General features: G+C 68.5%; 12 protein-coding genes and 2 pseudogenes. 5 read left to right on the top strand and 9 right to left on the bottom strand.

All coding sequences use genetic code 11. The features are described 5' to 3' along the window. The first annotated feature begins 66 nt into the window (after positions 1-66). From argF to AB0915_RS12585, 3 genes are read left to right on the top strand one after another with little or no spacing between them, the layout of a single operon-like run. A complete protein-coding gene (gene argF / locus AB0915_RS12595) occupies positions 67-1,068 on the top strand; it encodes an ornithine carbamoyltransferase (protein ID WP_366691060.1) in 1,002 nt (333 codons plus the stop codon). Positions 1,069-1,106: 38 nt separating this feature from the next. Then, positions 1,107-2,075, top strand: coding sequence for a carbamate kinase (locus AB0915_RS12590; protein WP_366691059.1), 969 nt, complete (start codon positions 1,107-1,109; stop codon positions 2,073-2,075). Position 2,076: 1 nt separating this feature from the next. Next, positions 2,077-3,600, top strand: coding sequence for a Na+/H+ antiporter NhaC family protein (locus AB0915_RS12585; RefSeq protein WP_366691058.1), 1,524 nt, complete (start codon positions 2,077-2,079; stop codon positions 3,598-3,600). A gap of 124 nt (positions 3,601-3,724) precedes the next feature. Here the strand turns inward: AB0915_RS12585 and AB0915_RS12580 are convergent. Further along, a pseudogene (locus tag AB0915_RS12580) lies at positions 3,725-3,856 on the bottom strand (DUF397 domain-containing protein); the annotation flags it as partial. Between AB0915_RS12580 and AB0915_RS12575 the strand changes: the two are divergent. Beyond that, on the top strand, positions 3,791-4,096 hold the full coding sequence (locus tag AB0915_RS12575) for a hypothetical protein (protein ID WP_366691079.1): 306 nt from the start codon (positions 3,791-3,793) through the stop codon (positions 4,094-4,096). The pseudogene AB0915_RS12580 and the gene AB0915_RS12575 overlap by 66 nt on opposite strands. 58 nt (positions 4,097-4,154) lie before the next feature. Here AB0915_RS12575 and AB0915_RS12570 read toward each other — a convergent pair whose 3' ends face one another. From AB0915_RS12570 to AB0915_RS12535, 8 genes and pseudogenes are all read right to left on the bottom strand, one after another. Next, the gene (locus AB0915_RS12570; protein WP_366691057.1) at positions 4,155-5,174 is read right to left on the bottom strand and encodes a helix-turn-helix domain-containing protein; all 1,020 of its coding nucleotides are present in this window, start codon (positions 5,172-5,174) and stop codon (positions 4,155-4,157) included. 130 nt (positions 5,175-5,304) lie between these two features. After that, complete coding sequence (locus AB0915_RS12565) at positions 5,305-5,940, bottom strand: hypothetical protein (RefSeq protein WP_366691056.1); 636 nt, start codon at positions 5,938-5,940, stop codon at positions 5,305-5,307. Continuing rightward, positions 5,940-9,620: a S8 family serine peptidase gene (locus AB0915_RS12560; protein WP_366691055.1), complete on the bottom strand. Its 3,681-nt coding sequence runs from the start codon at positions 9,618-9,620 to the stop codon at positions 5,940-5,942. Before AB0915_RS12560 ends, AB0915_RS12565 begins: the two co-directional genes overlap by 1 nt. 474 nt (positions 9,621-10,094) lie before the next feature. Then, positions 10,095-13,844 carry a S8 family serine peptidase gene (locus tag AB0915_RS12555; protein WP_366691054.1) on the bottom strand — a complete coding sequence of 1,250 codons (3,750 nt, stop codon included), beginning with the start codon at positions 13,842-13,844 and terminating at the stop codon, positions 10,095-10,097. A gap of 471 nt (positions 13,845-14,315) precedes the next feature. After that, the gene (locus tag AB0915_RS12550; RefSeq protein WP_366691053.1) at positions 14,316-17,264 is read right to left on the bottom strand and encodes an AAA family ATPase; all 2,949 of its coding nucleotides are present in this window, start codon (positions 17,262-17,264) and stop codon (positions 14,316-14,318) included. A gap of 690 nt (positions 17,265-17,954) precedes the next feature. Then, a complete protein-coding gene (locus AB0915_RS12545) occupies positions 17,955-21,659 on the bottom strand; it encodes a S8 family serine peptidase (protein ID WP_366691052.1) in 3,705 nt (1,234 codons plus the stop codon). Between the two features lie 435 nt (positions 21,660-22,094). Further along, positions 22,095-22,805: pseudogene (locus tag AB0915_RS12540) on the bottom strand (response regulator transcription factor); the annotation flags it as partial. Then, entirely contained in the window at positions 22,802-24,064 is a 1,263-nt protein-coding gene (locus AB0915_RS12535; protein WP_366691051.1) for a sensor histidine kinase, read from the bottom strand. The gene AB0915_RS12535 and the pseudogene AB0915_RS12540, both read right to left, overlap by 4 nt. A gap of 611 nt (positions 24,065-24,675) precedes the next feature. Between AB0915_RS12535 and AB0915_RS12530 the strand changes: the two genes are divergently transcribed. Then, a complete protein-coding gene (locus tag AB0915_RS12530) occupies positions 24,676-24,936 on the top strand; it encodes a hypothetical protein (RefSeq protein WP_366691050.1) in 261 nt (86 codons plus the stop codon). The last annotated feature ends 71 nt before the right edge of the window (positions 24,937-25,007 follow it).

Here is a 25,007-nt window from a genome sequence, read left to right as displayed (position 1 = left end):
CCGGCACCGCCCCGGCACACCGCCCACCCCGCCCATCCGTCTTCCGCTCGAAGGAGAGCACCCGCCATGACCATCGACCTGCGCCACCGCTCACTGCTGAAGGAACTCGACTTCACTCCCGATGAGTTCCGCCACCTCCTGGAACTGTCCGCCCGGCTCAAGTCGGCCCACTACGAGGGCACCGAACAGCAGCGCCTGCGGGGCAGGAACATAGCCCTCGTCTTCGAGAAGACCTCCACCCGTACCCGCTGTGCCTTCGAGGTGGCCGCGCTCCAGCAGGGAGCCCACGTCACGCCCCTGGATCCGACGGGCTCTCAGATCGGCCACAAGGAGTCCATCAAGGACACCGCACGGGTCCTGGGCCGCTTCTACGACGGCATCGAGTACCGGGGCAGCAGCCAGAGTGCCGTGGAGGAGCTGGCCGAGTACGCGGGTGTCCCGGTGTGGAATGGCCTGACCGACGACTGGCATCCCACCCAGTCCCTCGCCGACGCGCTGACCATGCGGGAGCACACCGACAAGCCCCTGCACGAGATCTCCTTCGCCTATCTCGGCGACGCCCGCAGCAACGTGGGCAACTCCTTGCTCGTCATGGGCGCGATGCTCGGCATGGACGTCCGCATGGTAGGCCCCGAGAGCCTGCACAACACCCCCGGCGTGGTGGCGGAGGCCAAGCGGATCGCACGGTCCACCGGGGCCCGGATCACCCTCACCGAGAACGCCGACGAGGGCGTGGCGGGCGTCGACTTCGTCTACACCGACGTGTGGCTCTCCATGGGGGAGCCGAAGGAACTCTGGGACGAGCGGATCGCCCTGCTCAAGCCGTATCAGGTGACCATGGACGTGCTGAAGGCGACGGGCAACCCCCGGGTGAGGTTCATGCACTGCCTGCCGGCCTTCCACGACAGCGGCACCACCGTGGGCGCGGAGATCCTGGAGCGCACCGGGATGAACGCCCTGGAGGTCACCGACGAGGTCTTCGAGTCCCCCCACTCCGTCGTCTTCGACCAGGCGGAGAACCGGATGCACACGATCAAGGCCGTCCTCGTCGCCACCCTCGGCGACTGACGCGCGATAACCGCCACCCCACCCGTACAGGAGAAGTCATGCGCGTCGTCGTCGCGCTCGGCGGCAATGCCCTGCTCCGCAGGGGAGACCGGCCGGACGCCGCCGTCCAGCTCACCAACGTCCAGGCGGCCGTGGCCGCCCTGGCCCCGCTCGCCCGACAGCACGAGCTGGTGATCACCCACGGGAACGGCCCCCAGGTCGGCCTGCTCGCCCTGGAGAACGCCGCCGACACATCCCTCACCCGCCCCTACCCGTTCGATGTCCTCGGCGCGGAAACCCAGGGGATGATCGGCTACTGGCTGCTGCAGTCCCTGCAGAACGCCCTGCCCGGCAGGCAGGTGTGCGCCCTGCTCAACCAGACCCTCGTCTCCGCCGCCGACCCCGCCTTCCACGACCCCACCAAGTTCGTGGGCCCGGTCTACACACGCGAGGAAGCCGAACGCCTCGCCGCCGAAAGTCACTGGACGGTCAAACAGGACGGCCCGCACTGGCGCCGGGTCGTCCCGTCCCCCGATCCGCAGCGTGTCGTCGAGACCCGGCTGATCCGACTGCTGCTCACCTCCGGCGCCGTGGCCGTCTGCGCCGGAGGCGGCGGGGTCCCTGTGGTCCGCGACGAGCACGGACGGCTTACCGGTGTCGAGGCGGTGGTGGACAAGGACCTCACCGCCGCCCTGCTCGCCGAAGCCCTCGACGCGGATGCGCTGCTGCTGCTCACCGACGTACCCCAGGTCATGCGCGGATACGGCACCCCGCAGGCGCAACCCATCGGCCGCACGACCCCCGCCCGCCTGCGGGCCGAGCACCTTCCGGCCGGTTCCATGGGGCCGAAGGCGGAAGCGGCCTGTCGGTTCGTGGAACTCACCGGCGGCCTCGCCGCCATCGGCGCCCTCGGAGATGCCCAGGCCATCCTCGACGGCATCGCCGGCACGGTCGTCACTCCCAGCGGCCACCACCCTCAGGGCCAGGACCTCACCGGCCCGCGCCACGACGACACCCTCGAGATCTGACATGACCACACACGCCGCCCCGGCCGCACCGGAGCCTGACACCCTGTCCGCAGCCGCGCCAACCAGGAAGAAGGGCCCGCACTTCCCCTCGGCGTTTACCGTCCTGGCGATCGTCACCCTGGTGGTCTGGGCTCTGACCTTCGTCGTCCCCGCCGGACACTACGACACCAAGGACGGTCGCCCGGTCCCTGGCAGCTACCACACCGTGGAGCTGACCACCGGCTTCTGGGGCCGTCTCAAGGACCTCTTCCTCGCCCCCGTCAACGGACTCTACGGAGTCACCGACCCGCACACCGGGCTCACCGCCCCCGGCGGCAGCGGCGACTTCTTCGGCGCAGCGGGCGTGTTCCTCTTCGTGCTTGCCGTCGGCGCCTTCATCACCGTCACCCTGCGCACCGGAGCGCTGACCACGGGAGTGGCCCGCCTCGCCGAACGGCTGAGGCGCCACAGGACAGTCCTGCTCGTCGTCCTGCTCACCCTGTTCTCGCTGGGCGGCACCACCTACGGCATGGCGGAGGAAACACTCGGCTTCTACGCCCTGATGATCCCCCTGGCGCTCAAGCTCGGCTACGACCGGATGACCGGCGCGGCCGTGATCGTCGTCGGGGCCGGAATCGGCACCCTCGCCTCCACCGTCAACCCGTTCGCCACCGGAGTCGCCTCCGACAGCGCGGGCATCGGCACAGGCGACGGCATCATGCTGCGGCTGCTGATGTGGGCCGTGCTGACCGCTCTTGCCGCGGCCTATGTGGTGCGCTACGCCAACCGCGTCCACCAGGACCCGTCCCGCTCCCTGGTCACGCCGAAGCCGGAGGACGAGGAACTGCGGACCCAGGGCGCCACCGCCGAACCCTTGACCGTGCGTCAGCGCATCGTGCTGGCGGTCTTCGCCGCAACCTTCCTCTTCATGATCTTTGCAGTGATCCCCTGGGCCGACCTGGGCGTCACCTTCCTGCCGACCCTGGGCTGGTACTTCCCCGAACTGGCGGCCCTGTTCATCGTCGCAGCCGTCGCCGTGGGCCTGTTCGCCGGGCTCGGTGAGAAGGGCACAACCGAGGCCGTCGTGGCGGGCGCCGGCGACTTTATAGGAGCAGCGATGATCATCATGCTGGCTCGCGGAGTCACCGTCATCATGAACAACGCCAGCATCACCGACACCATCCTCAACAGCCTGCACAGCGTCGTCTCCGGCACCTCGTCGGGACTGTTCGCCGTGCTGATGTTCCTGGTCAACCTCCCCCTCGCGTTCCTCGTGCCCTCCTCCTCCGGACACGCGGCCCTGGCCATGCCCGTCCTCGCCCCGCTCGCCGACTTCGCCGGCGTCAGCCGCGCCGTGGTGGTCACCGCCTACCAGTCGGCCTCCGGCTGGATCAACCTCATCACCCCGACCTCCGCCGTCGTCATGGGCGGACTGGCCCTCGCCAAGGTCCGCTATGACCGCTACCTGCGCTTCATGGCCCCGCTGATGGGCATCCTCCTGGTCGCTGTCGCGGGCTTCCTGGCCCTGGGAGCGGCGATCGGCTGAGCGCCGGGCCGACAAGGGCCGTCTCGGCGGCGTCCTGGACCACCTCGGCGATTCCGTACACCGGCATGACCGCGAAGATGTGCACGCCGGCGATAGGCTCGGCCTCTCGCCGGCCGCGCGGCTGTCAGCGGTCGCGTAGGAACGCGACGAACGTGGTCCACGCACCGTCGCCGATCACGACCACGGGGCCGTGCGGGGCGGTCTTGCTGTCGCGGACGGGGACGACGACGGCGAAGCCGTCGGCCACTTCAACGCATACAACCCCGCACGCGGATGGCGTCTCGACCGGATCCCCGGGCGGCGCATCCGCCGCATCGAGACCCCGTACGAGTCGGCCCCGGCCGCCCTGGAGCTCCCGCTGTGGATCGTCCGTGACGGCGAACACCACGCCGACGGCCGGCTCCGCATGAGCCTGGCCGAGGAGGAACAGCTCCACGCGGAACTGTCCCTGGCCCTCGCGGACGACGCCACCACGGGAAGACCGGCCTGCCGATGAGGGGGCTGTGTTCACATGGCCCGCCCGGCTTCAGCCGGGGGAACCCTGCGCGCGGCCCTCATGTTCGACTGCCTTGGGTTCGCACCCTGGTGTTGCCGTCCTGCTGGGTTTCGAGCCAGCCCAGCCGTGCCGCCTGGAAGCCCAGCTGCATGCGATTGTGCACCTTCGCGACGTCCATCAGGTGCCGGGTCCGGCGCTGCACCGTCCGCAGGGAGGTGCGCAGTTGGGTGGCGATCGCCTGGTCGGTGAGGCCGGTCAGCGACAGGCTGAGGATCTGTGCATCCAGATCATCGATGGCGGGCGCGTTCTGCAAGGCACCCGCCGAGGTGGCGAACTGCGTTGCTTTCTCCCATTCGGACTCGAACAGTGCTATCAGCGCGTCGAGCAGGCTGCTCTCGTGCACGAGCAGGGCTCCCGCCTTTGCGGCACTGGCCGAACCGAGGAGTGGAACAATGGCCAACTCGCGGTCCACGATGAAGAGTTTCAGTGGCACCGTGTCGGCGACCCGGACCTCCTCTCCTGATGCCCGCGCCTGGGCGATCTCGTCGAACGACGGGGCTCCCTCGTCGAGCATTGCGCGTTCGAGTATCACGCGGTAATGGACGCCGCGCGCGATGACCGTGTCGTCGGTCATGTTGCCGGGCGAATAGAACGGCGCCTTGACGAAATTCATGATTTCTTTCCGTGCGCCGAGTTGTATGTGTCCGACGCGCTCGCGGATGGCCTCGGTGCCGTGGATCACATCGACGACCTCCGCGACGCCGCGCCCGAGGGTGGCCGCGCGGTAGATTTCGTCGAGGGAGTCGAGCTCGATTTCTGCCAGCTTGAGCTCGTTCTGTCGCTGGACCAGGAGCGCCCGCAGCGCCGCCGCCGGTGGGGAGGCGACGAACCGGGTGGTGTGGCCGAGGCTGCGCGCGGCGAGTCCCCGGCCTTCGAGCATGCAGAGGATGCGTACGACCTGGTCGGCCTCGCAGCCGACGGACTCGGCGAGTTCGGCGGGAGTGGCGGAGGCTACGGAGATCAGGTTGTGGTAGATGCCCGCCTCTTCGGGGGTCAGTCCCAGCACGTCTGACAGCATGATGTTCCTCCGCCTGTCTGTCGGTACTTCGGCCTGGTGCGTTGCGAACGCGAGAGACGGCCGGGGCGAAACGTACGTCTCGCCCCGGCCGTGACCCCTCAGGGTCGGTTCACCGTTTCAGCGGTTCACCTCAGCGCAGTCGGTACGCCTTGGGGATGGTCTGCTTGACGGTGTTGCCCGCACTGTCGGTCGCGGTGACCCGCAGTGCGACTCCTTCGGGAGCCTCGTCACGCTTCGGGTGCTTGATGCCCGTGGAGAAGGTGTTCTTCCCGTCGGCCTGGGTGTTCGCCGGCGGCCAGGTCTTGCCGCCGTCGAAGCTGGCTTCCACCCGCAACTCGGTCACGGTCGGCGGCGTGCTGAGCCGATCCTGGTAGTAGCCGGTGACGGTGACGGGGTGGACCCCGCCGGCCTTGGCGGTGTTGTCCAGGTCCAGGCCCAGGTCGTACCGCAGGAAGATGAGCGGCTCCGGACGGCACTGGCCGGGATCCTTGACGATGACGTCCGCGATGCACGGCTGTGACGTCGGCGTGTCGGGCTTGGTCGGCCGGTCGGACGTGTACTCCCACGCGGTCTTGACCCCGTTGGTCTCCGCCTGGAACGTGTAGCGGGCTGATTCCGCAGGCAGGTCGTACGAGATGACATCGGCCTTGCACCCCACCAGCGCGAGCATCGCTACGGCTGCCGACGCCGCCAGGTTCACCTTCCGGCGCCACCTCGATGGCTCGGCCGCGTTCATCGGAGCAGTCTCCTTTCCCATTTCGGTCATCACCGCCCGCTCCTCGACATCAGGTCCGACGCGTTGCCGGGCTCGCCGAGCTGGAAGACGAACTCGACCGGGTTCAGCTTTTGCTGGAGTTCGCGGCCGGCGTCGTCGAGGAGGCTTACCTTGCAGGCGGGGGGCTCGCAGGCCTGGATCCCGTAGATCAAATGGGCGATACCCGTGTCGTTGAGCATGCCCGCCATGGCCTGGCGACCGCCCCCGCTGCTGGTCAGGTACAGGGTGGGCCAGAAGCGGTCGCCCTCCCGGCAGCCGGCGCACGGCAAGCCGGTGCTGGCTGTGAAGCCCGACTTGGTGCGGACCTGGGGCGCCGCGCCGGGAAGGGACGGACCCTCGTTCCAGTCGATCGTGTTCTTCTTGCCGAGCGCCAGGTCCTGGGTTTCGCTCGGGCCCGATGGACGTGCCACGGACGGCGCGAGATAATCCCTGACGGACATCTCGAAGCGGTCGATCGCGTTGTCGTTCCGCGGCCCGACCAACGTGGTGAACTGCCGCTGACTGTCCGGCTTGGGCAGCATGATTTCCTCAGTCACCGGGCCGGACTTCGTTATCCGGTTCCAGCTGAAGTGGGGAATCGCGCCGGGCTGGTCGGCGTGGAAGCGGTGATCGACGCGGTCGAGATCCCTGGACTGGACCTGGTACGGCAGGTTGCCGGGAACCCGACCGGGGGAGTTGAAGGCAAGAGCGTAGGCCTTGGACACTTCGCTGCTGCCGCCGAGTTCGACCTGGACGCCGGGCTTCGCTCCGCCCTTGATCCGCTGGATCAGCGCCGTGCCCTCGGCCGGAGGTACGGTCACGATCGGCAGCGCCGCGTACGGATCGACCGGCGGGCAGCTGTCGGGACCGTTTTTGCATTGATACTGCCGGGACGACTCGTACTTCAGCAGGGCGACCCGATCGGCCTTGCCGGTCACCAGCACCCCGACCGCGCCCGCGGCGGCAGCCTCCGCCACTCGCTTGCGCAGTGCGGTGAAGTCACAGGTCGTCTTGCAGATGTCGGTTGGCCTCAGCAGCACCAGCGCACCCTTGGCATCGACGTTGGCAAGTTCCTCGGCCGAGCCGGTGCCCGCGTAGACGACGGGCTTACTCCCGTTGGTGGGCAGTCGGGGAATCGTCGACCGCACGAGGTTGTGCGCGGGCTTCCCGTCCTCACTCCAGTTCTGATTTCCGCCGTTTATGGAGGTGTCCGGTGTCGCGTAGCGGGCGTTCAGGTCGAAGGAGTCACCGTCCCCCTTGACCTTCATCGTCACTGACCGCGGTACCAGGACATGCTCGCTGTGGAAGGCGAGCGTGCCGAGGCTCACTTCACCGGTCGGCAGTGCCCACCAGTTCGGCTCACCGGGACCGTATTCGGTGGTCAACGCCGCGGTGATCCCCCAGTCGCCGTCCACGGAGGTCCGCACGGTCTTGAAGACTGCCTGGTATGTCTCGGTCGGCTCCGGGGCGTTCACCTTGACCGGCTTGGCCTTCCGAAGGTCCAGCTCCACCGTGGTCGCCCCGGTGACCTCCACCTGCGGTGCCATCGGTGCGGCCTTGTGCAGCTCGCCGGCCGCGTCCCGCCACGTCACACCGAGGGCCGCCGTGACAGTACCGGCGAAGACCCGTGCCTTGACCGTCTCGCCACCCGGTGCAGTCAGCGGCTTTTCGTACAGTTTCAGCTTGTCCTCGCTGACCGGAACGATCAGCGCGTCGCCGTACGAGACATCGGTGGCACCGGCCGGAGGAATGACCTTGATGGTCAGGTCGTGACGGATCGGCTCCAGGAACGCCGATATCCGCGACGATCCCAGTACGTCCCCAGCGCCGTCCTTGGCGGTCAAGGAGCCGGTGTACGCGCCGTACTGTCCGGGACCGTCCACCACCCTGCCGTCCATGGTCACCGTCACGTCGGCCGAGCCCTTGGCGGGCACGGTCACCTGGTCGGCGCTGAGCGTGAACAGCCCCGCCGGTGCGGGCTTGCCCGCGGAGGAAGCCGACGTGGAGAGCGTGAGAGTGATCGGCTCGTCGGTCCAGTTGCTGTAGGTGAACTTCCTGGACACCGGAGCGTGCGGGTACTCGGCCCGGCCGAAGTTCAGGCTTCCCTCCGGGATGATCTTCGGATCGGTCGCACGGTCCAGGTCCACCCGGCCGGCGCCCTGCGCGTACAGGTCGTGTCCGAGGTCCTTGGAGGTCCCCATCAGCAGCGCCTTGATCTGCTTCCCGGTGAAGTCCGGGTGCTGCTGGGCGACGATCGCCGCGGCACCGGTCGTATGGGGGGTGGCCATGGAGGTGCCGCTGGCGGACGTGTAGTAGTCGTCCACGGGCTGGCCCATCGAGGTGCCCTTGGCGCGGGCCGCGGCGATGGCGACGCCCGGAGCCGCGATGTCCGGCTTGGCCGCGCCGTCGCCGATACGAGGTCCGCGGCTGGAGAACTTGGCCATCTGGTCGCTCTTGTCCACGGCCGCGACGGTCAGTGCCTCGTCGGCGGCACCTGGCGCCCCGACCGTCCCGGAGTCCGGGCCGGCGTTGCCCGCGGCGATGACGAACAGGGTGCCGTAGGCGCGGCTGAGCCTGTTGACCGTCGCGCTCAGCGGGTCCGTTCCGTTGGTGGCCCCTCCGCCGATGCTCATGTTCACCACGTCGGCACCGGACTTGGCGGCCCACTCCATGCCGGCGATGACCGCGTCGCCGGCGCACCTGCCCTCGTTGTCGCACACCTTGCCGATGGAGAGCTTCGCACCGGGCGCCACACCGCGGCGCAGCCCGTTGGAGGCCTTGCCGGTACCGGCGATCGTGGACGCCACATGGGTACCGTGTCCGTGTCCGTCCACCGGACCGCTCGGGTTGTTGGTGAAGTCGACCGCCTCGGTGATCTGGCCGGCGAGATCGGGGTGGGTGGCATCGATGCCACCGTCCAGCACCGCGACCTTCACGTTCGAACCGTCGTAGCCGCGCTCCCAGGCGGCGGGCGCGCCTATCTGCGGTACGGACTTGTCGAGCTGGATCGTCGTCAGTTCGTTCAGCCACACCTTTTCCACCCCGGCCAGCGGGCCGGTGGCCAGAGAGGCGGCGGACTTGCCGGTGTTCTTCTCCTTCCGCACCTCTCGCCACCACTGACCGTTGCCCTTGATGGCTATCGAGCGGGCGTTGAGGCTCGGCAGGACGGCCTTGGCGGTCGTACCGGTGGGGGGCGTTGCCGTCCGGGCACTGGTCTTTCCGGTGTACGCAGCGATCGCCGGGACCTCGCCGGTCCTGCCCGCGGCCGCCCAGTCGGCCAGCTTGGCGAGGTTGAAGAGCTCCCAGTCCAGCAGGTCGGCACGGAGCAGCGGCAATGCGTCGTCCGGTACGACGTATACCTGGCCGTTCCTGGTGACGGTGTGAAAGAGAACCGACTCGTTCCCGGGCCGCGTTGCGGGCTCGATCTCACGGACGACCGGCTGCCGGCCCTTGGTGACGCCGATTTGCACCTTGTCGCCGGTCACCAGCGTCAGCGGCAGGTTCGCCCGATTTCCGGCGGTAGCCTTGAGAAGGCTGTCGCTGACCGAAGCCGGCAGGTTGACGGCAGTAAGGGAAGACGGAGCTGGAGCCGGAGCTGGGTCGGAGGCATTCGCAGCGGTGCTCGACATGACCGTCCCGAGGACGGTGATGCCGGCGGCCGCGGTGGCCAGCCGTCGCCCGAAACGCCTCATCGCGAGGCCTCCTGAGGTGCCGTTCTTTCGGGTTCGCCCTGAATATGGTGCGGTGGATGCATGAGCGTCTCCTGCTCGTCGCGAGAAAGAAGTACTTGCTGCATTCGGCAGATACTTTCGGGCTCTGCGCGGACCGAGGCAACCGATTGGCAGTGGCGGATTTCTTCCATGTCGCAAACCCGCCACGACGTTTGGGCGGAAGGCCGGCGGAGGAACACCAAAGTGCGCGTGGGTAGGGGAAATTTCCGGCGCCGCGTTCGGGAATGCGGAGTTGTGCCGATGATGCGGTGTATCAGGCGCTCCGGTGCGGACGTCAGAACTCTCGGATATGCCCGGACTTTTCGAGGATGCTCTCGATTTTCGGCAATACGGAGGAACAGCAAGGTATTCGATTTCCGGTACAACGGGGTGCGCCCCTGGCACAAGGGCGTTCCTTGTGCCAGGGGTGCGGTCAGGAAAGGGCTGCCGTGAAGGTCAGCGAATGGCGTAGGCCTTGATCAGGGTCTGCTCGATCTTGCTGCCGTTGGTGTCCTGCGCCTTGACGCGCAGGGACACGTAGCCCGAATCCGGGTTGCTCACGGATACCTTGAAGCCACCGTCGCTCTTGCTCTCGACCTTCGCGGGCTGCCAGGTGGCACCGTCGTCGGAGGACGCCTCCACCTCGACCCCGTCGATGTCCGGGGTGGCGCCGTTCTGGAGGAGGAACGCCAGATCGAAGTGGTAGGTGTTGCCGCCCTGGGTGGTGTTCTGCGCATCCAGGTCCAGGCCGTACTTCGGCCAGAGCAGTGCCAGGTCCTCCTTGCCGTTCGCCGGCCGGGCGGACTTGAACGTCCACGCGGTGCTGGCCTTGGTGGACAGCGGGAACCACGCCGGGTGCTCGGTGTCCATGGTGATCCGGTAGGTCGCCGGGTCAGGGCCGACCGGTAGCGTCGTGAGCGAGAACCAGCCCTGCTCCTTGAGGAGTTTGCCGTCCTGGTACAACCGCACCGTCGTCACGGTGCCGTCATCGCCCTGGAAGTAGGCGTAGTGTCCGGGCTGGCTGTCGCCCATCTCCATCATGTTGAGGGTGACCTTGTCGCCGTCGCGGAACGCGAGGGTGGTCTCCGGTCCGGACGGGCCGTTCGCAGCGCCCAGCCAGGTTTCCTCGCGCTGCTCGCCCGGGCTGTAGTTGCGGATGAGGTCTCTCATGCTCATGACGATGTCCTTGCGGTCCGGGTAGACCGAGTGGAACCACCGCATGCCCTTCATCGTCGGCCACTTGCTGCCGGTGGAGTACCACTCCTCCCGGTCCTGCGGCGCGTCGTAGAAGTCCACCAGCTGGGTGATCATCGCCTCTCCCGGGCGGACCGCCGAGTCGGTGTCGCCGATCAGAGTGCCCTTGGTGCCGCGGTAGTGGGACTTCACCACGGCCGAGTTCTCCGTGGTGACCGCGTCGGTGGGGTCGGCCGGAATTCCACCGGGAACCATCAGCGCGATGTTGTACACATAGGGGTGGTTCCCGATGCCCTGCAGGTTGATCTGCGTGGGACCGTCGGCCATCCGGCCGAAGAGCACCGCGCCCTCGTCCTGGGTGAGGCTCCAGGCCGGGATGGCAGTGCCGGTGACGCGCGGCACGATGGTGGCGTAGACGCCGGGCCGGTCGTTGACGATGATCGCTGCCTTCGCGCCGGCGTCGGCCACTGCGGCGATCTGGTCGACGACCTTCTGGGTGGCATCGCGGGTGACGACCGCGAGCTTGCCATCGAGGTCCTTGCCGGCCAGGTCCTCCGGCCGTCCCGTGCCGGCGTTGACCGCCTGGAGTGTGCTGGGGCCGTACAACCGGGCCGCATAGGTCACCGGCTTGAGTGGGAGCGCGCCTTCCTGCCCTGCAATGGACGCCCGGATCACCGGCGAGTACCTGCGGTCTTGGAAGTTGAACTCGAAGGTGCCGTCCGTCACGGGCGCGGTGGGCACCACATAGGCGTGCTTCGAGAACAGGCTCGACACACCCTTCATGTAGTCGATCCCGCGCTTGCCGGGCAACTGCTGGCGGTACCCGAGCTTGTGGTTACTCGAGTCCGACTCCTTGGGGGTCGTGACCTTGACCTCCTTGCCCAGCCGGGCGTCCATCGTGATCGTCCGATTGGCCTTCAGGTCCACCACGGGCTCGCCGGCGAGGGTGTGGCTCAAGGCCTGGCCCGTGGCCTTGTCCAGCGTGTATACGTCACCCATGACGGAGTAGCGACCCTGCGGCAGTGCGACGGTCTTGGTTCCGACCTGGAGGGTGGGCTGGCGGACAATCCCGTTGTCCAGGTCGAACACCATGAGTTCGCCGACGGCCGGGTTTCCGTTCCGGTCGATCGCGTTGAGGGTGAGGTCGACGGTGGGCACGTCCTTCGTGGCGCCGACGGTGGTGCGGATCGCGGTGCCGTCGGGCGCGGTGGCGGTGATGATCCCGGTGTAGTCGCCCACGGCGCCGAGCTCGGGGTGGTAGGTCACCGTCACGCTGGCGGTGGAGTTTGCCGGGACCGTCACACTGCTGGCGCTGAGCGTGAACATGCCGTCCGGCGGGGGCGCGCTCTCTCCGAGGCTGAACAGGCGGAGCGACAGCGTGGTGTCCGCCGCGGAGGTGTTGACGTAGTTGACCGTCTTGGTGACCGGCGCGCTCTCGGCCGACTTCTTGCCCATGCTGATGACGGCGGGGCTGGAATACGTCGTGGCGTTGATTGCCTTGGGCACGTCGACGCGGCCGTTACCGCCCTGGTAGGCGGTGTACGAGCCCTGCTTGGCGGTGCTGACCAGCACCTGCTTGAGCCGGTCGGCGGTCCAGTCGGGGTGGCGCTGGGCGAGGATCGCCGCGGCGCCGGACACATGCGGGGTGGCCATCGAGGTGCCGCTGGCCGTGGTGTAGTTGGCGTCAATGGGGGTGCCCATCGTGGTGCCGGCGGCGCGCGCGGCGACGATGCCCACGCCCGGCGCGGTGATCTCCGGCTTGACCGCGAAGGTTTCCTTCACCGGGCCGCGGCTGGAGAAGTTCGCGAGCTGGTCCTGCTTGCTCACCGCGCCGACGGTCAGTGCGTCCTCGGCGGCGCCCGGCGAGCCCACGGTGCCCTTGCCCGGGCCCGTGTTGCCGGCCGCGATGACGAACAGCGACCCGGAGGACTCGGTGAGCTGGTTGACGGCCTGGCTGATCGGGTCGGTGCCATCACTGCCGGCCGCCGACCCCAGGCTCATGCTGATGACGTCCGCACCCTGGGCCGCCGCCCACTCCATGCCGGCGATGACCCCCGAATCGGAGCCTGAACCGGCAGAGTTGAGGACCTTGCCGATGTACAGGTCGGCGCCCGGCGCCACACCCTTGAACTTGCCGCCCGACGCGGCACCCGAGCCGGCGATGGTCGAGGCGACATGCGTGCCGTGGCCGTGGTGGTCGACCGCGTCGGGGTCGTCGGTGAAGTTCTGCGTCTTCTTCACCCGCCCCGCCACATCAGGGTGATCGGGGTCGATACCGGTATCGAGAATGGCCACCTTCGTGCCGGTCCCGTCGTAGCCGGCCGCCCACGCCTCCGGGGCGCCGATCTGCGGCACACTCTGGTCCAGAGCGACGTGCACCGGCTTGTCGAGCCAGAGCTTCTTGATGCCGTCGGCGAGCTTCGGTGCCTTTGCCGCGGCGGTGCTGTCGTCGTCGACCGCCTCCCAGAAGGCCGCCGCCTTCTTCTTCCCGGCGTGCATTGCCACCGCGTTGGCGCTGGGCAGCTCGTCCTTCTTCACCGAGCCGGCCGGCGCGGCCTGCTTGAGTGCCTTGCCGGCCTTGCCCGGCGCACCCCCGTAGGTCGCGATCAGGGGTAGGGCGGGGCGGTGTGCGTCGTCGTAGCCGTACTCGACGAGCTTGGTGACGTTGAACAGCTCGCGGTCGAGTTCGTTCGCGGCGAGGTAGGGCTGTGCCTTGTCCGGGATGACGTAGACCTCGTCGCCCACCTTCATGGTGGTGAACGCCGCCGGGGTGCCGTCGGCCGCGGGCTCGACCGTCGCCGCCTGCAAGCCGTTGGCGTGACGCTCCAACGTCACCACCTCGCCGGTGACGAGGGTGAGCTTGTGCGTGGCGACAACGGGGCTGTTCTGCTGCGACTGGCTCGCCCGGGTGGCCGGCGTTTCGGCGGCGGCGATGGCGGGGATGCCGAGCGTCCCGGCCACGCAGGCCGTGGCCAGCAGCGCCGTGAGCGCGCGATGTGGGCGGTGTGACAAGCGCCGGAGTATGGGGATGGTCAGGTGGGCCGGGAGCCCGGATGCCCCGGCCGGTGGTGACTGTCTCATGCGGCAATGACCATTTCTGAGGGGAGGATGCGCGCGGATACCGCGCGGCTGCGGGGATTGCGCATCGCGCCGAATGGCTGCGATGAATGCGGTGGGTGCCGCCAGTGTTGCTTCGGGCGGATCGGTGGTAGAGCGGCGGGCGGCGAACGACGCGTCCCGCTGTTGCGGCAGTGACCTGGCACCGGTCGGTCGGCCTGCGGGGTTCGTCCCGGAACCTGACCTCGTCGGGAAACCAGGGCCGGTTGAGGCGATCCGTCAGATGTGACCGTGCGGCAGAAGCCTTGCGGACGCGCGGGGACGAGTGGCGACAGGCGGAGGTAATGAGTCCATGACGCTGAGTGTTGTTCACGCACCGGCCACCGGACGACTGGGCAGATGACCCAATTTTGCTGCCGCGCCCGCCTAACGGTGCGCGCCGGCCGGGCTGTCGACGACGACGCCGGCTTCGACGACCTTCACGGCCAGCGCCGTCCGGGACGAGACATCGAGCTTGCGCATCGCTGTCTCCAAGTGCCGCGCGACCGTCTTCGGCGACAGGATGAGGGCACCGGCGATCTCCCGGTTGGTCCGGCCTCCGACAAGCAGCCGGACTACGTCGAGCTCACGGGGAGACAGCTGATCGCCGTAGCTACGCCGTCCACCGTGCCACGACGGGCGCTTCACCCCGACACCGGATGCACGCAGTGTGTGCATGACGCGCTCGGCGTCGCCACGAGCGCCGAGGGTGGACAACCCCTGGAAGGTTTCCTTCAGGAGGGAGAGAGCCGCATCGGACTGGTCCGCACGTAGCAGACAACGGGCCTGTCGCTCACGGCTGAGCAGGGCGTCGTACGGCTGCGGAAGGCCCTGCCACGCGTCGGCCGCACGCGCGAACAGTTCGGCGGCGCTGAGGGGATCGTCCTGATACTGGGCCAGGATCGCCCTGCAGGTCGACAAGGCGGCGTGCGGCCCAGGTGCGCGGCGATCACGCACTCCCGCTGCGAATGCGTCGACCAAGTCCCCGGCCTCGTCGATGCGGCCGGCCATGAGTAGTGCCTCGGCCCGGACCGGGGCGAGTTCGGTGGCCCAGATCCACGTGCCCTTGCGTTCCAGGAACCGGATCGGCCCGTCGGTCAACCGCAGCACGTCGTCGACCCGCCCGGCGCTGAGCCGGATCCTGGCCAGGGCGCCGGCAGGTTCGACGGAATACTCCGCACCGCCATGGCGGTCAGCCTGTTCAAGGACGCGTCGCAGGCACTCGTCCGCTCTGTCCTGGTCGCCGCGGGCCGCATACAGCAAGCCGGTGACCACGGCCGGCGCCAGGCGGCTCACCGGCTGCAGGAGTTCGTCGTCACCGGCCAGCGACAGGGCCCGGTCGGCCAGCCCGTCCCAGGCTCCGGTGAGCCAGTCCAGCTGAGCCAGCGTCACCTGCCCCTTCCTGCGGAGCTTCTGGTACTGATACGTGTCGGCTAGTCCTGCGGCCAGCGTGAGCATCCGCCTCGCCTCCGAGTACCTCCCCCAGATCAGCGCCATGTGCCCGACGTTGAGTTGGCCGACCGCGATCAGCTGCCTCTCCGCGGCGGTGGGCGCGTCATCGGCGATCAACGCTGCCTCCGCCCACCCCTCCTCCTCACCGAGGAGCAATAGGCCGCTCGCCCGTCCGACCCGGATGCTCAGCCGGTCCCTCGGCGCCATCGAGACCGGCACCTGCGCGACGCGCCGCAGCCACCTGAGATGTTCGGCCGCCAGTGTCGTCGTCCCGTACGGCAGGCCGAGGAACATCATTGCGCGAACTGCCTTCGCCGGGTCGTGCCCGAGGCCGGGCAGCGCTCGTTCCATCTCGATCCGGGACTGCTCGAACGACTCCGTCTGTTGCAGCAGACGGGCGACATGGAAGCGGATTTCTGCCGCCTCGCTCGGCGTCGGCGCACCGGTCTCCAGCGCGAGATGGAGAGCGTCCATCAGTTCACGGTAGCGTTCGTGCCCGCTGAGCAGACAGAACGGAACCTTGCCGGTCAGCCGCACCACGTCGGCGGGCGGCAGGTCGGCGTTGGTGAGCAGATCGTGCACCAGGATGGCCGCCGTTGCATCGTCACCCGAGGCGAGGGCGAGGTCGGCAGACTGTTCCGTGTACCGGCACCACGCCGTCGTGTCGCCGGCCTCCCGGAAGTGGCGCGCTAGCTGGGCGACCGGCGACGGGGTGGTGTCTTCGAGAACGTGCGCGGCACGCAGGTGCATCGCCCGCCGCTGCGGCACAGGAATCGCCTCGTACACCGCGCGGCACGCCAGCATGTGCCGGTACGAGACCAGCCCGCGCTGGTCTTCCCTCAGCAGCCCCGAACCCACTGCCTCCGCCAGGCCTGTCAGCCGGCTCGCCGGATCACCCTCCGGAGCCATCACCTCGACGACGGCGTCCTCGGGGGCGGGGCCGGCGAGGACGGCGGCCGCGCGCAACGCAGCCTGCGCCGCCGGGCCGAGCCGTGCGCTGCGTTCGAGTACGACGTCTCGCACTGTCGGCGGTACGTCGATCTCACTCAGCCGCTGCCACACCCAGGAATCACCCCGCCGGGTCATATCGGCGCGGTTCCACATCAGCCGGACGGACTCCTCGACTGCGAGCGGAAGCCCGTCGGTCCGGTCGTGCAGGATGGTCGCCAACTCGTCGGAAGCCCGTTCCCCACCCAGCATCGAGGACACCATCGCGGCAGTCCCGGAAACATCCAACGGTTCCAACGACAGCCGCAGCCGCGCCGCCCCCGTCGGTTGCCGCGACGACAACCGCAGCAGCAGAGAGTCCGGCGCGATTTCCTCCGGGCGGTAGCTCACCAGCAGACTGACCTGTTGTCGCGGACGTGATGTCAGAAACAGCAGAAACTCCAGGGTTGCCTCATCCGCCCAGTGCACGTCCTCAACCGCGAGCAACCCGATCTCGAGCCGTACGAGGATCTCCTCGATGGCCCGGAACAGCCGGTGTCGTGCCGCTGCCGCGTCTTCGGCCAAGTCGGGTGCCGGTGGCAGCGCCGATGCCCACTCGGGGAACAACGGCCGGAGCGCCCCCGCCAACCCGCTCAGGCCGAGCCGGGCGACATCCTCGGTGGCCGGCCGGATCGCGTCCACCATCGGCCCGAGCGTAAAAGGCTGCCGAACAGCCGGACATGCGGCCAGCAGCACCCGCTGCCGGGCCGGAGCATGCGCCGCGAGCAGTTCCTGGATCAGCCGGCTCTTACCGATCCCGGCCTCGCCCTCGATCAGTACGACCACCGGTGGGTCGGACAACGCCGCTTTCAAGGCGGCGAGTTCGCGCTCGCGTCCGACCAAACCGGGTGATGCGATCGCCGGCAGGTCGCGTGTGTCAGAATCGCTGGTAGACATTCGCCCCACCGTAGGAGACAGACGACGGCATGCCGAACCGTCGTCTCCGTGAACAATATGAACAGAGGTTACAAGGCGGGGTGGCAGGGGGGTAGGCCACGTTCAGAGGCGTGATGCAGAAAGCGATCACTGTGGAGCTCCGGGGCTGAGGCTTGTGCTGCCATCGCGCCCGCCCGGGGGCAGAGACCTCTGTGTCACTTGCCCCAGCCTCGCATCGGTCCGCTCCGCCGCCGTGGCGCTACGGACCGGCGGACGCCGCACCGGTGCCGTGCTCTTGCACCGCATGGGGCGGTTCTTGACGGCCGGTTTTCCCGAAGGGGCGTCATGTGCTCTGCCCCAGCTCAGCAGTTGTCACTGGCAGAGCTGACGGAAAAGGCAGGCGGAGCAGCCTGACTCGGCGAATTCTTTGAGCGCCGGGGACCGGCGGAGGAACGCCAAAGTGCTCGCGGTCAGGGAAAGCTGCCGGTGTCGCGTTCGGGAATATGGAGCTGTGCCGACGATGCGGCGTAGAAGCGGGCTGGTGCGGACGTCAGAACTCTCGGATATGTCCGGTCTTTTCGAGGATGCTGCTGATTTCGGCAACACGGAGGAACGGCAAGGTATTTCGATTTCCGGTACAACGAGGTGCGCCCCTGGCGCAAGGGCGTTCCTTGTGCCAGGGGTGCGGTCGGGAAAGGGCCGTTGTGAGGGTCAGCGAATGGCGTAGGCCTTGATCAGGGTCTGCTCGATCTTGCTGCCGTTGGTGTCCTGTGCCTTGACGCGCAGGGACACATAGCCCTTTGCCGGGTTGCTCACGGACACCTTGTAGCTGCCGTTGCTCTTGCTCTTGACCGTCGCGGGCTGCCAGGTGGCACCGTCGTCGGAGGACGCCTCCACCTCGACCCTGTCGATGTCCGGGGTGGTGCCGTTCTGGAGGGCGAACGCCAGCTCGAAGTAGTAGGTGTTGCCGCCCTGGGTGGTGTTCTGCGCATCCAGGTTCAGGTTGTACCTCGGCCAGAGCAGCGCCAGGTCCTCCTCGCCGTTTGCCGGCCGGGCGGACTTGAACGTCCACGCGGTGCTGGTCTCGGTGGACAGCGGGAACCACGCCGGGTGCTCGGTGTCCATGGTGATCCGGTAGGTCGCCGGGTCAGGGCTGACCGGCAGCATCATCAACGCGCGCGTCGTCTCGGCGAGGAGCTTCTTGTCCTGGTACACCCGCACCGTCGCCTTGTCGGCCGCCGTGCCGAACCAGCCGAAGTGCTCCGGTTCGCTGTCACCCATCTCCGGCACGATGAGGGTCATGTCGTCGCCCTCGCGGACCGCGCTGGTGTTCGCCGGTCCTGCCGGGCCGTTCGCCGCGCCCAGCCAGGTCTCCTCATGCCGCTCGCCCGGGCTGTAGGTGCGGAGTACGTCATCCATGCGGCGGCTGATGTTGGGGGCGTTCGGGAAGACCGCGCGGGACCAGCGCATGTCCTTCAGAGTCGGCCACTTGCTGCCGGTGGAGTACCACTCCTCCCGGTCCAGCGGCCCGTCGACGAACTCCACCACCTGGATGATGAGACGCTCCCTCGGGCGGACCACCGATCCGGTCTCGCCGAGTCTGGCGCCCTTGGTGCCGCGGTAGTGGGACTTCACCACAGCCGAGTTCTCCGCGGTGACGGCGTCGACGGGGTCGGCCGGAATTCCACCGGGAACCATCAGTGCGATGTTGTACACATACGGGCTGCTGGCGATGCCGTGCAGGTTGACCTGCGTGGGACCGCCGGCCATCCGGTCGAAGAGGACCGCGCCTTCGTCCTGGTTGAGGGTCCAGGCCGGGATGGCCGTGCGGGCGGCGAACGGCACACTGGCGTTGAAGGTACCCGGCTGGTCGCCGACGATGATCACTGCCTTCGCGCCGGCCTCGGCCACGGCGGCGATCTGGTCGGCAGTCGGCCGGGTGGCATCGCGGGTGACGACCGCGAGCTTGCCACTGACGTCCGCGCCGGCCAGGTCCTCGGGCCGTCCCTTGCCGGCGTCGACCGCCCGGAGCGTGCTGGGGCCGCCCAGCCGGACCGCATTGAACACCGGCTCAAGCGGGAGCGCGCCGCCCTGCCCGGCAATGGACGCCCGGATCGCCGGGGCGTACCTGCGCTGCTGGAAGTTGAACTCGAACGTGCCGAGCTTCACCGGCTCGGTGGGCACCACGTAGGCATGGTCCCAGATCGGGCTGAACATGATCTTCATGAAGTCAAACCCGTAATTGCCGGGGAGTTGCTGGCGGTACCCGATTCTGTAGCCGTTCGGCTCGGAATCCCTGGGTGTCGTGACCTTGACCTCCTTGCCCAGCCGGGCATCGAGTGTGATCGTCCTGTCCGCTTTCAGTTCCACCATGGGGTCGCCGGCGAGGGTACCGTTCAGGATCTCGACTCCGGCCTTGTCCCGCGTGTAGACGACACCCATGACCGAGTAGCGTCCCAGCGGCACTGAGACGGTCGCCGTTCCGTCCCGGAGGTAGGGCCGGATGACCTCGTCCTCGTCCAGGTCGAACACGGCCACGTCGGTGCCCTGCGCCGGGTTTCCGTTCCGGTCGATCGCGTTGACGGTGAGGTCGACGGTGGGCACCCCCTTTGTCGCACCGACGGTGGTGTGGATCGCGGAGCCGTCGGGCGCGGTGGCGGTGACGACCCCCGTGTAGTCACCCAGGACGCAGAGTTCGGGGTGGTAGGTCACCGTCACGCTCGCGGTGGAGTTCGCCGGGACCGTCACGCTGTTGGCGCTGAGCGTGAACGTGCCGTCCGGTGCGGGCCCGGTCTCCCCGGAGGCGGCCAGGCGGAGCGACAGCGTCTTGTCCGTGGAGGAGGTGTTGACGTAGTTGACCGTCTTGGTGACCGGCGCGCTCTCGGCCGTCGACTTGCCCATGCTGACGACGGCGGGGCTGGAGTAGACCGTGGCGTCGATCGCCTTGGGCACGTCGACCCGGCCGCCGCCCTGCTGGTAGGCCGTGTACGCGCCCTGCTTGGCCGTGCTGACCAGCACCTGCTTCAGCCGGTCGGCGGTCCAGTTCGGATGGCGCTGAGCGAGGATCGCCGCGGCGCCGGCCATGTGCGGGGTGGCCATCGAGGTGCCGCTGGCCGAGGTGTAGTTGGCGTCGACCGGGGTACCCATGGCGGTGCCGGCGGCGCGCGCGGCGACGATTCCCACGCCCGGTGCGGTGATCTCCGGCTTGACTGCGAAGTCGCCCTTGCGCGGGCCGCGGCTGGAGAAGCCCGCGAGCAGCTCCGACTTGGACACCGCGCCGACGGTCAGCGCGGCGTCGGCGGCACCCGGCGAACCTACCGTCGATTTGTCCGAGCCCTCGTTGCCGGCCGCGATGACGAACAGCGCGCCGGAGGACGTGGTGAGCTGGTTGACGGCTTGGCTCAACGGGTCGGTGCCGTCACTGGGCGCGTCCGAACCCAGGCTCATGTTGACAACGTCCGCGCCCTCGGCAACCGCCCATTCCATGCTGGCGATGACCCCCGACTCGAGGCCGACACCGGCCTTGTTGAGGACCTTGCCGATGTACAGGTCGGCGCCCGGCGCCACACCCTTGTACTTGCCGCCCGACGCGGCACCCGAGCCGGAGACGGTCGAGGCGACATGCGTGCCGTGACCATGGTGGTCGACCGCGTCGGGGTCGTCGGTGAAGTTCTTCATCGTCTTCACCCGGCCCACCAGGTCGGGGTGGTTCGGGTCGATGCCGGTGTCGAGGACGGCCACCTTGGTGCCGGTGCCGTCGTAGCCGGCCTTCCACGCACTCGGCGCGCCGATCTGCGGCACACTCCGGTCCAGCGTCGCCTTGACCGGCCGGTCGAGCCAGAGCTTCTTGATGCCGTCGGCAAGCTTCGGTGCCTTCGTCGAGGCGGCGCCGTCGTCGTCGACCGCCTCCCAGAAGGTCGCCGTCTTCTTCTTGCTCGCGTGCAGCGCCACCGCGTTGGCGCTGGGCAGCTCGTCGGCCTTGACTGAACCGGCCGGCGCGGCCTGCTTCAGTGCTTTCCCGGCCTTGCCCGGCGCGCCCGGGTAGGTCGCGATCAGAGGTACGGCGGGGCGGTGCGCGTCGTCGTAGCCGTACTCGACGAGCTTGGTGACGTTGAACAGCTCGCGGTCGAGCTCGTTCGCGGCGAGGTAAGGCTGAGCCTTGTCAGGGATGACATAGAGCTCATCGCGCACCCGCAAGGTGGAGAACGCCGCCGGGGTGCCGTCGGGCGTGGGCGCGACCGTTGCCGCCTGGAAGCCGTTGGCGTGACGCTCCAGCGTCACCACCTCGCCCGTGACGAGGGTGAGCTTGTGCGTGGCGACAACCGGGCCGTCCTGCCGTGGCTGGGACGCCTGAGCGACCGATTCGGCCGGTGTTGCTGCGGCGGCGACCGGCAGGGTGACGAGCGTGCCGGCCACACAAGCCGCGGTGAGCATCCCCAGGGCCGTTCGCACTGGACGGCGCGTCAGCCGGTAGGCTATGGGGGTGGTTGAGCGGGCTGGGAGTCCGGTCGACCCAGCCGGTCGTGACTGTCTCATCAAGGCGTTGACCTTCTCTGAGGGGGAATGAAGGCGCGCGAAAGCCACGCGGTCGCGGGAATTCGGCGCCGCGTCGGATCACTGCATGGGATGCGCTGTGTGGTTGTTCTGCACTTTCAGGTGTGAGCGGTGCAGCAGTACCAGGACGGCGGACCACGCGCCGCGTTGATGCGGCGGCCGTGCCGGGTCGGTATGTCAGGCACGGGGACCTCGTTGTGCTGTGGGATCCGGAAACTCGGGTCGGTCGGACGCCTTGGGTGGGTCTGCGGGATTCGCTCGTACGGGCGGCAGTGCGGGGCCGGGCAGCGGTTCGGGAATCAGGCCACGGCCCAGTGCCGCCGTCACGGCGCCGGTGCGGCTGTCCACCCCGAGCTTGGCGAAGACACGGACCAGGTGGGTCTTCACTGTTGCCTCGCTGATGAACAGCGCGCGTGACACCTGACGGTTCGACAGTCCCTTCGCGAGCAGGACGAGAATCTCTGTCTCGCGTGGGGTCAGTGTGGACTGCGGTGCACGCATGCGGCCGAGCAGCCGAGTGGCGACGGGCGGGGCCAGCACGGTGTCGCCGGCCGCGACGGCGTGCACTGCGGAGATCAGCTCCTCGACCGGCGCGTCCTTGAGCAGGTAACCGGTCGCACCCGCCTCGACGGCGGCAAGGATTTCGGCGTCGGTTCTGTAGGTGGTGAGGACCAGTACCCGGGGCGGGGCCGGCAGGGCCCTGATCCGGCGGGTGGCCTCGACACCGTCCATGCGCTCGCCGCCGCCTCGCCCGCTGCCGGTCGCATCGGTGGCGACGTCTGACATCTCGTCGGTACCGCCGCCCATACGCAAGTCCATGAGGACCACGTCGACCTGCGTCGACCCGGCGACCATGCGCAGCGCCTCGGCGCCGTCCCCCGCCTCACCGGCCACCACGACCTCGGGCACGTCATCGAGCAGCGCACGCAGGCCACGGCGCACCACCGGGTGGTCGTCGACGATCAGCACGCGCACCTGCGCGACGGAGGCGGTCTGTGGCGCGGTCATGACGTCACCTCATTCGGAATCGGCAGACTGGCGGCCACCGCAGTTCCCTCGCCGATCGTGGACTCGACGGTGAGTGCGCCGTCCAGCTCCGCAATCCGCTGGCGCATCCCGAAGAGCCCGAAGCCGCCACAGGAGTCCTGTCGGGGCAGCTCCGGATCGAAGCCCTTGCCGTCGTCGAAGACATCAAGCGTCACCCGGTCGTCCAGGTAGCACAGGCTCACCACGCACCTCTCGGCGTGCGCGTGTGCGCGCACATTGGCCAGCGCCTCCTGGGTCAGCCGCAGCAGCGCCACATCGCACTCGGCACCCAGCGGGTACGGTTCCCCGTGCAGATGGAAAGCAGTGCTGAGACCGTCCTCGGCACTCCGGTCGACCAATCGGCGCAACGCCTCGGGCAGGGGCGTCTCGACCAGGGGCGGCGGGCTCAGTTCGTACAGGAAGCGCCGGCACTCGGCGAGGTTCTCCGTGGCGACCTCCGTGGCCGCCGCGGTCCGCTCCTGCGCCAGGGATGCGTCCGGCGGCAGCGCGGCTTCGGTGGCGCGCAACAGCATGATCACGCTCGAGAGGCCCTGCGCGACCGTGTCGTGTATCTCCCGGGCCAGCCGCTGGCGTTCGGCGAGCCGGCCGGCCTCTCGCTGCGACTCCGCCAGCGCGTCCCGGGTGACGACCAGCTCAGCGATGAGCGCCTTGCGGGCCTGGCTCTCCCGGTACAGCGACTGGTACCCGAGGAGCGTCAGCGTGGAGACCAGCGCGCCCAGCAGCGGTCCCGCCACCTGGGGGACCCCCAGCGTGCCGGCCTCCGCTCCCTTGGCGGCGACCACGATGGCGGTCCCCAGAGCGACGGCCACGACCGACAGCCGCAGTGGCAGGTGCAGGACATACAGTGCGAACAGAGGGAACCCCAGCCAGCCAAACCCCGCACTGAACGCCATGAGGCAGGTCCACACCGCGGTCAGCGCGCCAAGCCAGCGCAGCACACGGCCCGGGTTCCCTCCGGTCGTGTCGACGGACTCGGTGGGTTCCTTGCGACGTCGAGAGTCGGCAGGCCTGGCAGGGCCGGCGAATCCCACCGCGTACGTGGCGGCGAGGAGCACGGACAGGGCAGCCATGATGGACGTGTCCTGGCTCGACACAGCCGTGCCCGGACCGATCACGATCAGGAGGGCGGCGACGAGCGAGGAAACGAACAAGCCGTTCAGCGCATGCCGCAGCGTCGGCGGTATGGCGCACGCCGCCCCTCTGGGCTGCCCAATCCTCATCCGCGCCTCACTCCTGGTTCACTTCAGGCGGTCAGCGCTGAGACTAAGCCGTGCACCGGTTCGGGTCGTGTCCATCGTTCGGTTGACTTGGGAGGGTGCTTGATCCTCGATCGCCCTTGAATGCAACGGTTCTCGAGGCGGATGGCGGCCGCAGAGGAGTGGCCTGCCGGGGCTGATGTGCTAAATGGGGGAGAGCGATTTGAACACTGCGCCCGTCTTTCCTCATCTTCCTCCTGTCTCATCACGGAACGCCTCGATCCTCCGCAACCGCCTCCGATGCGACGTCAACTATCGGCGCAAAGAGGGCCGTTCGCGGTACGTGCACGCACCGCAGCCGGCCGAGGCGATGCCTCGGCAGCGCGGACGGCCCGGCCCATGACCGGACCGGACCCCGAGTCAGCCGCCTGCGGCGTCGATGCGGAGGACTGCGACGAGGTCTTGGGGGCGTTCGGTGAGGATGTTCTTGGGTGTCGTCCGTGCTCGACGGATCGCCTCCGACCTCGTTGTACGCCACCTCTGCGAGCAGATAGGCGGGCAGGTCGTATTTCTTCGCTGCATTCCACCGTCTGAAATCCACGCTCCGTCGCACGCCCGCTGGAAGGATTCCGGCCATGACCGATAGCGCCCCGGGGCAGCAGGCCCGCGAATTGCTCACCAAGGCATCCCAGCACCCGATCGCCAGCCCCCAGCGCGACGCGCTGGTGGCCGAAGCCGCCGTGTGGGCACAATTGGAGCACGCAGCCAGCATGGACAAGTACACGGCCGCAGCAGTCGATGTCGAGTCCGCACTGGCCTCCCTCGCCGCCCCTGTGCAGAAACTCGGCAGCGAGGTCGGTGACCTGACCGAACACATCAAGCTCGGCCGGAAGTGAGCGGCTACGCCTCCGGCCGCGGGGCAGGAGTGTGGCGTTCGGAGATCGTCATGGGGCCACGAACACGCCCT

The sequence above is a fragment of the Streptomyces sp. NPDC048411 genome, from assembly GCF_040704695.1.
GTDB lineage: Bacteria > Actinomycetota > Actinomycetes > Streptomycetales > Streptomycetaceae > Streptomyces.
The sequence above is the reverse complement of the archived record's forward strand: the minus strand, read 5'-3'. Positions and strand labels throughout refer to the sequence as shown.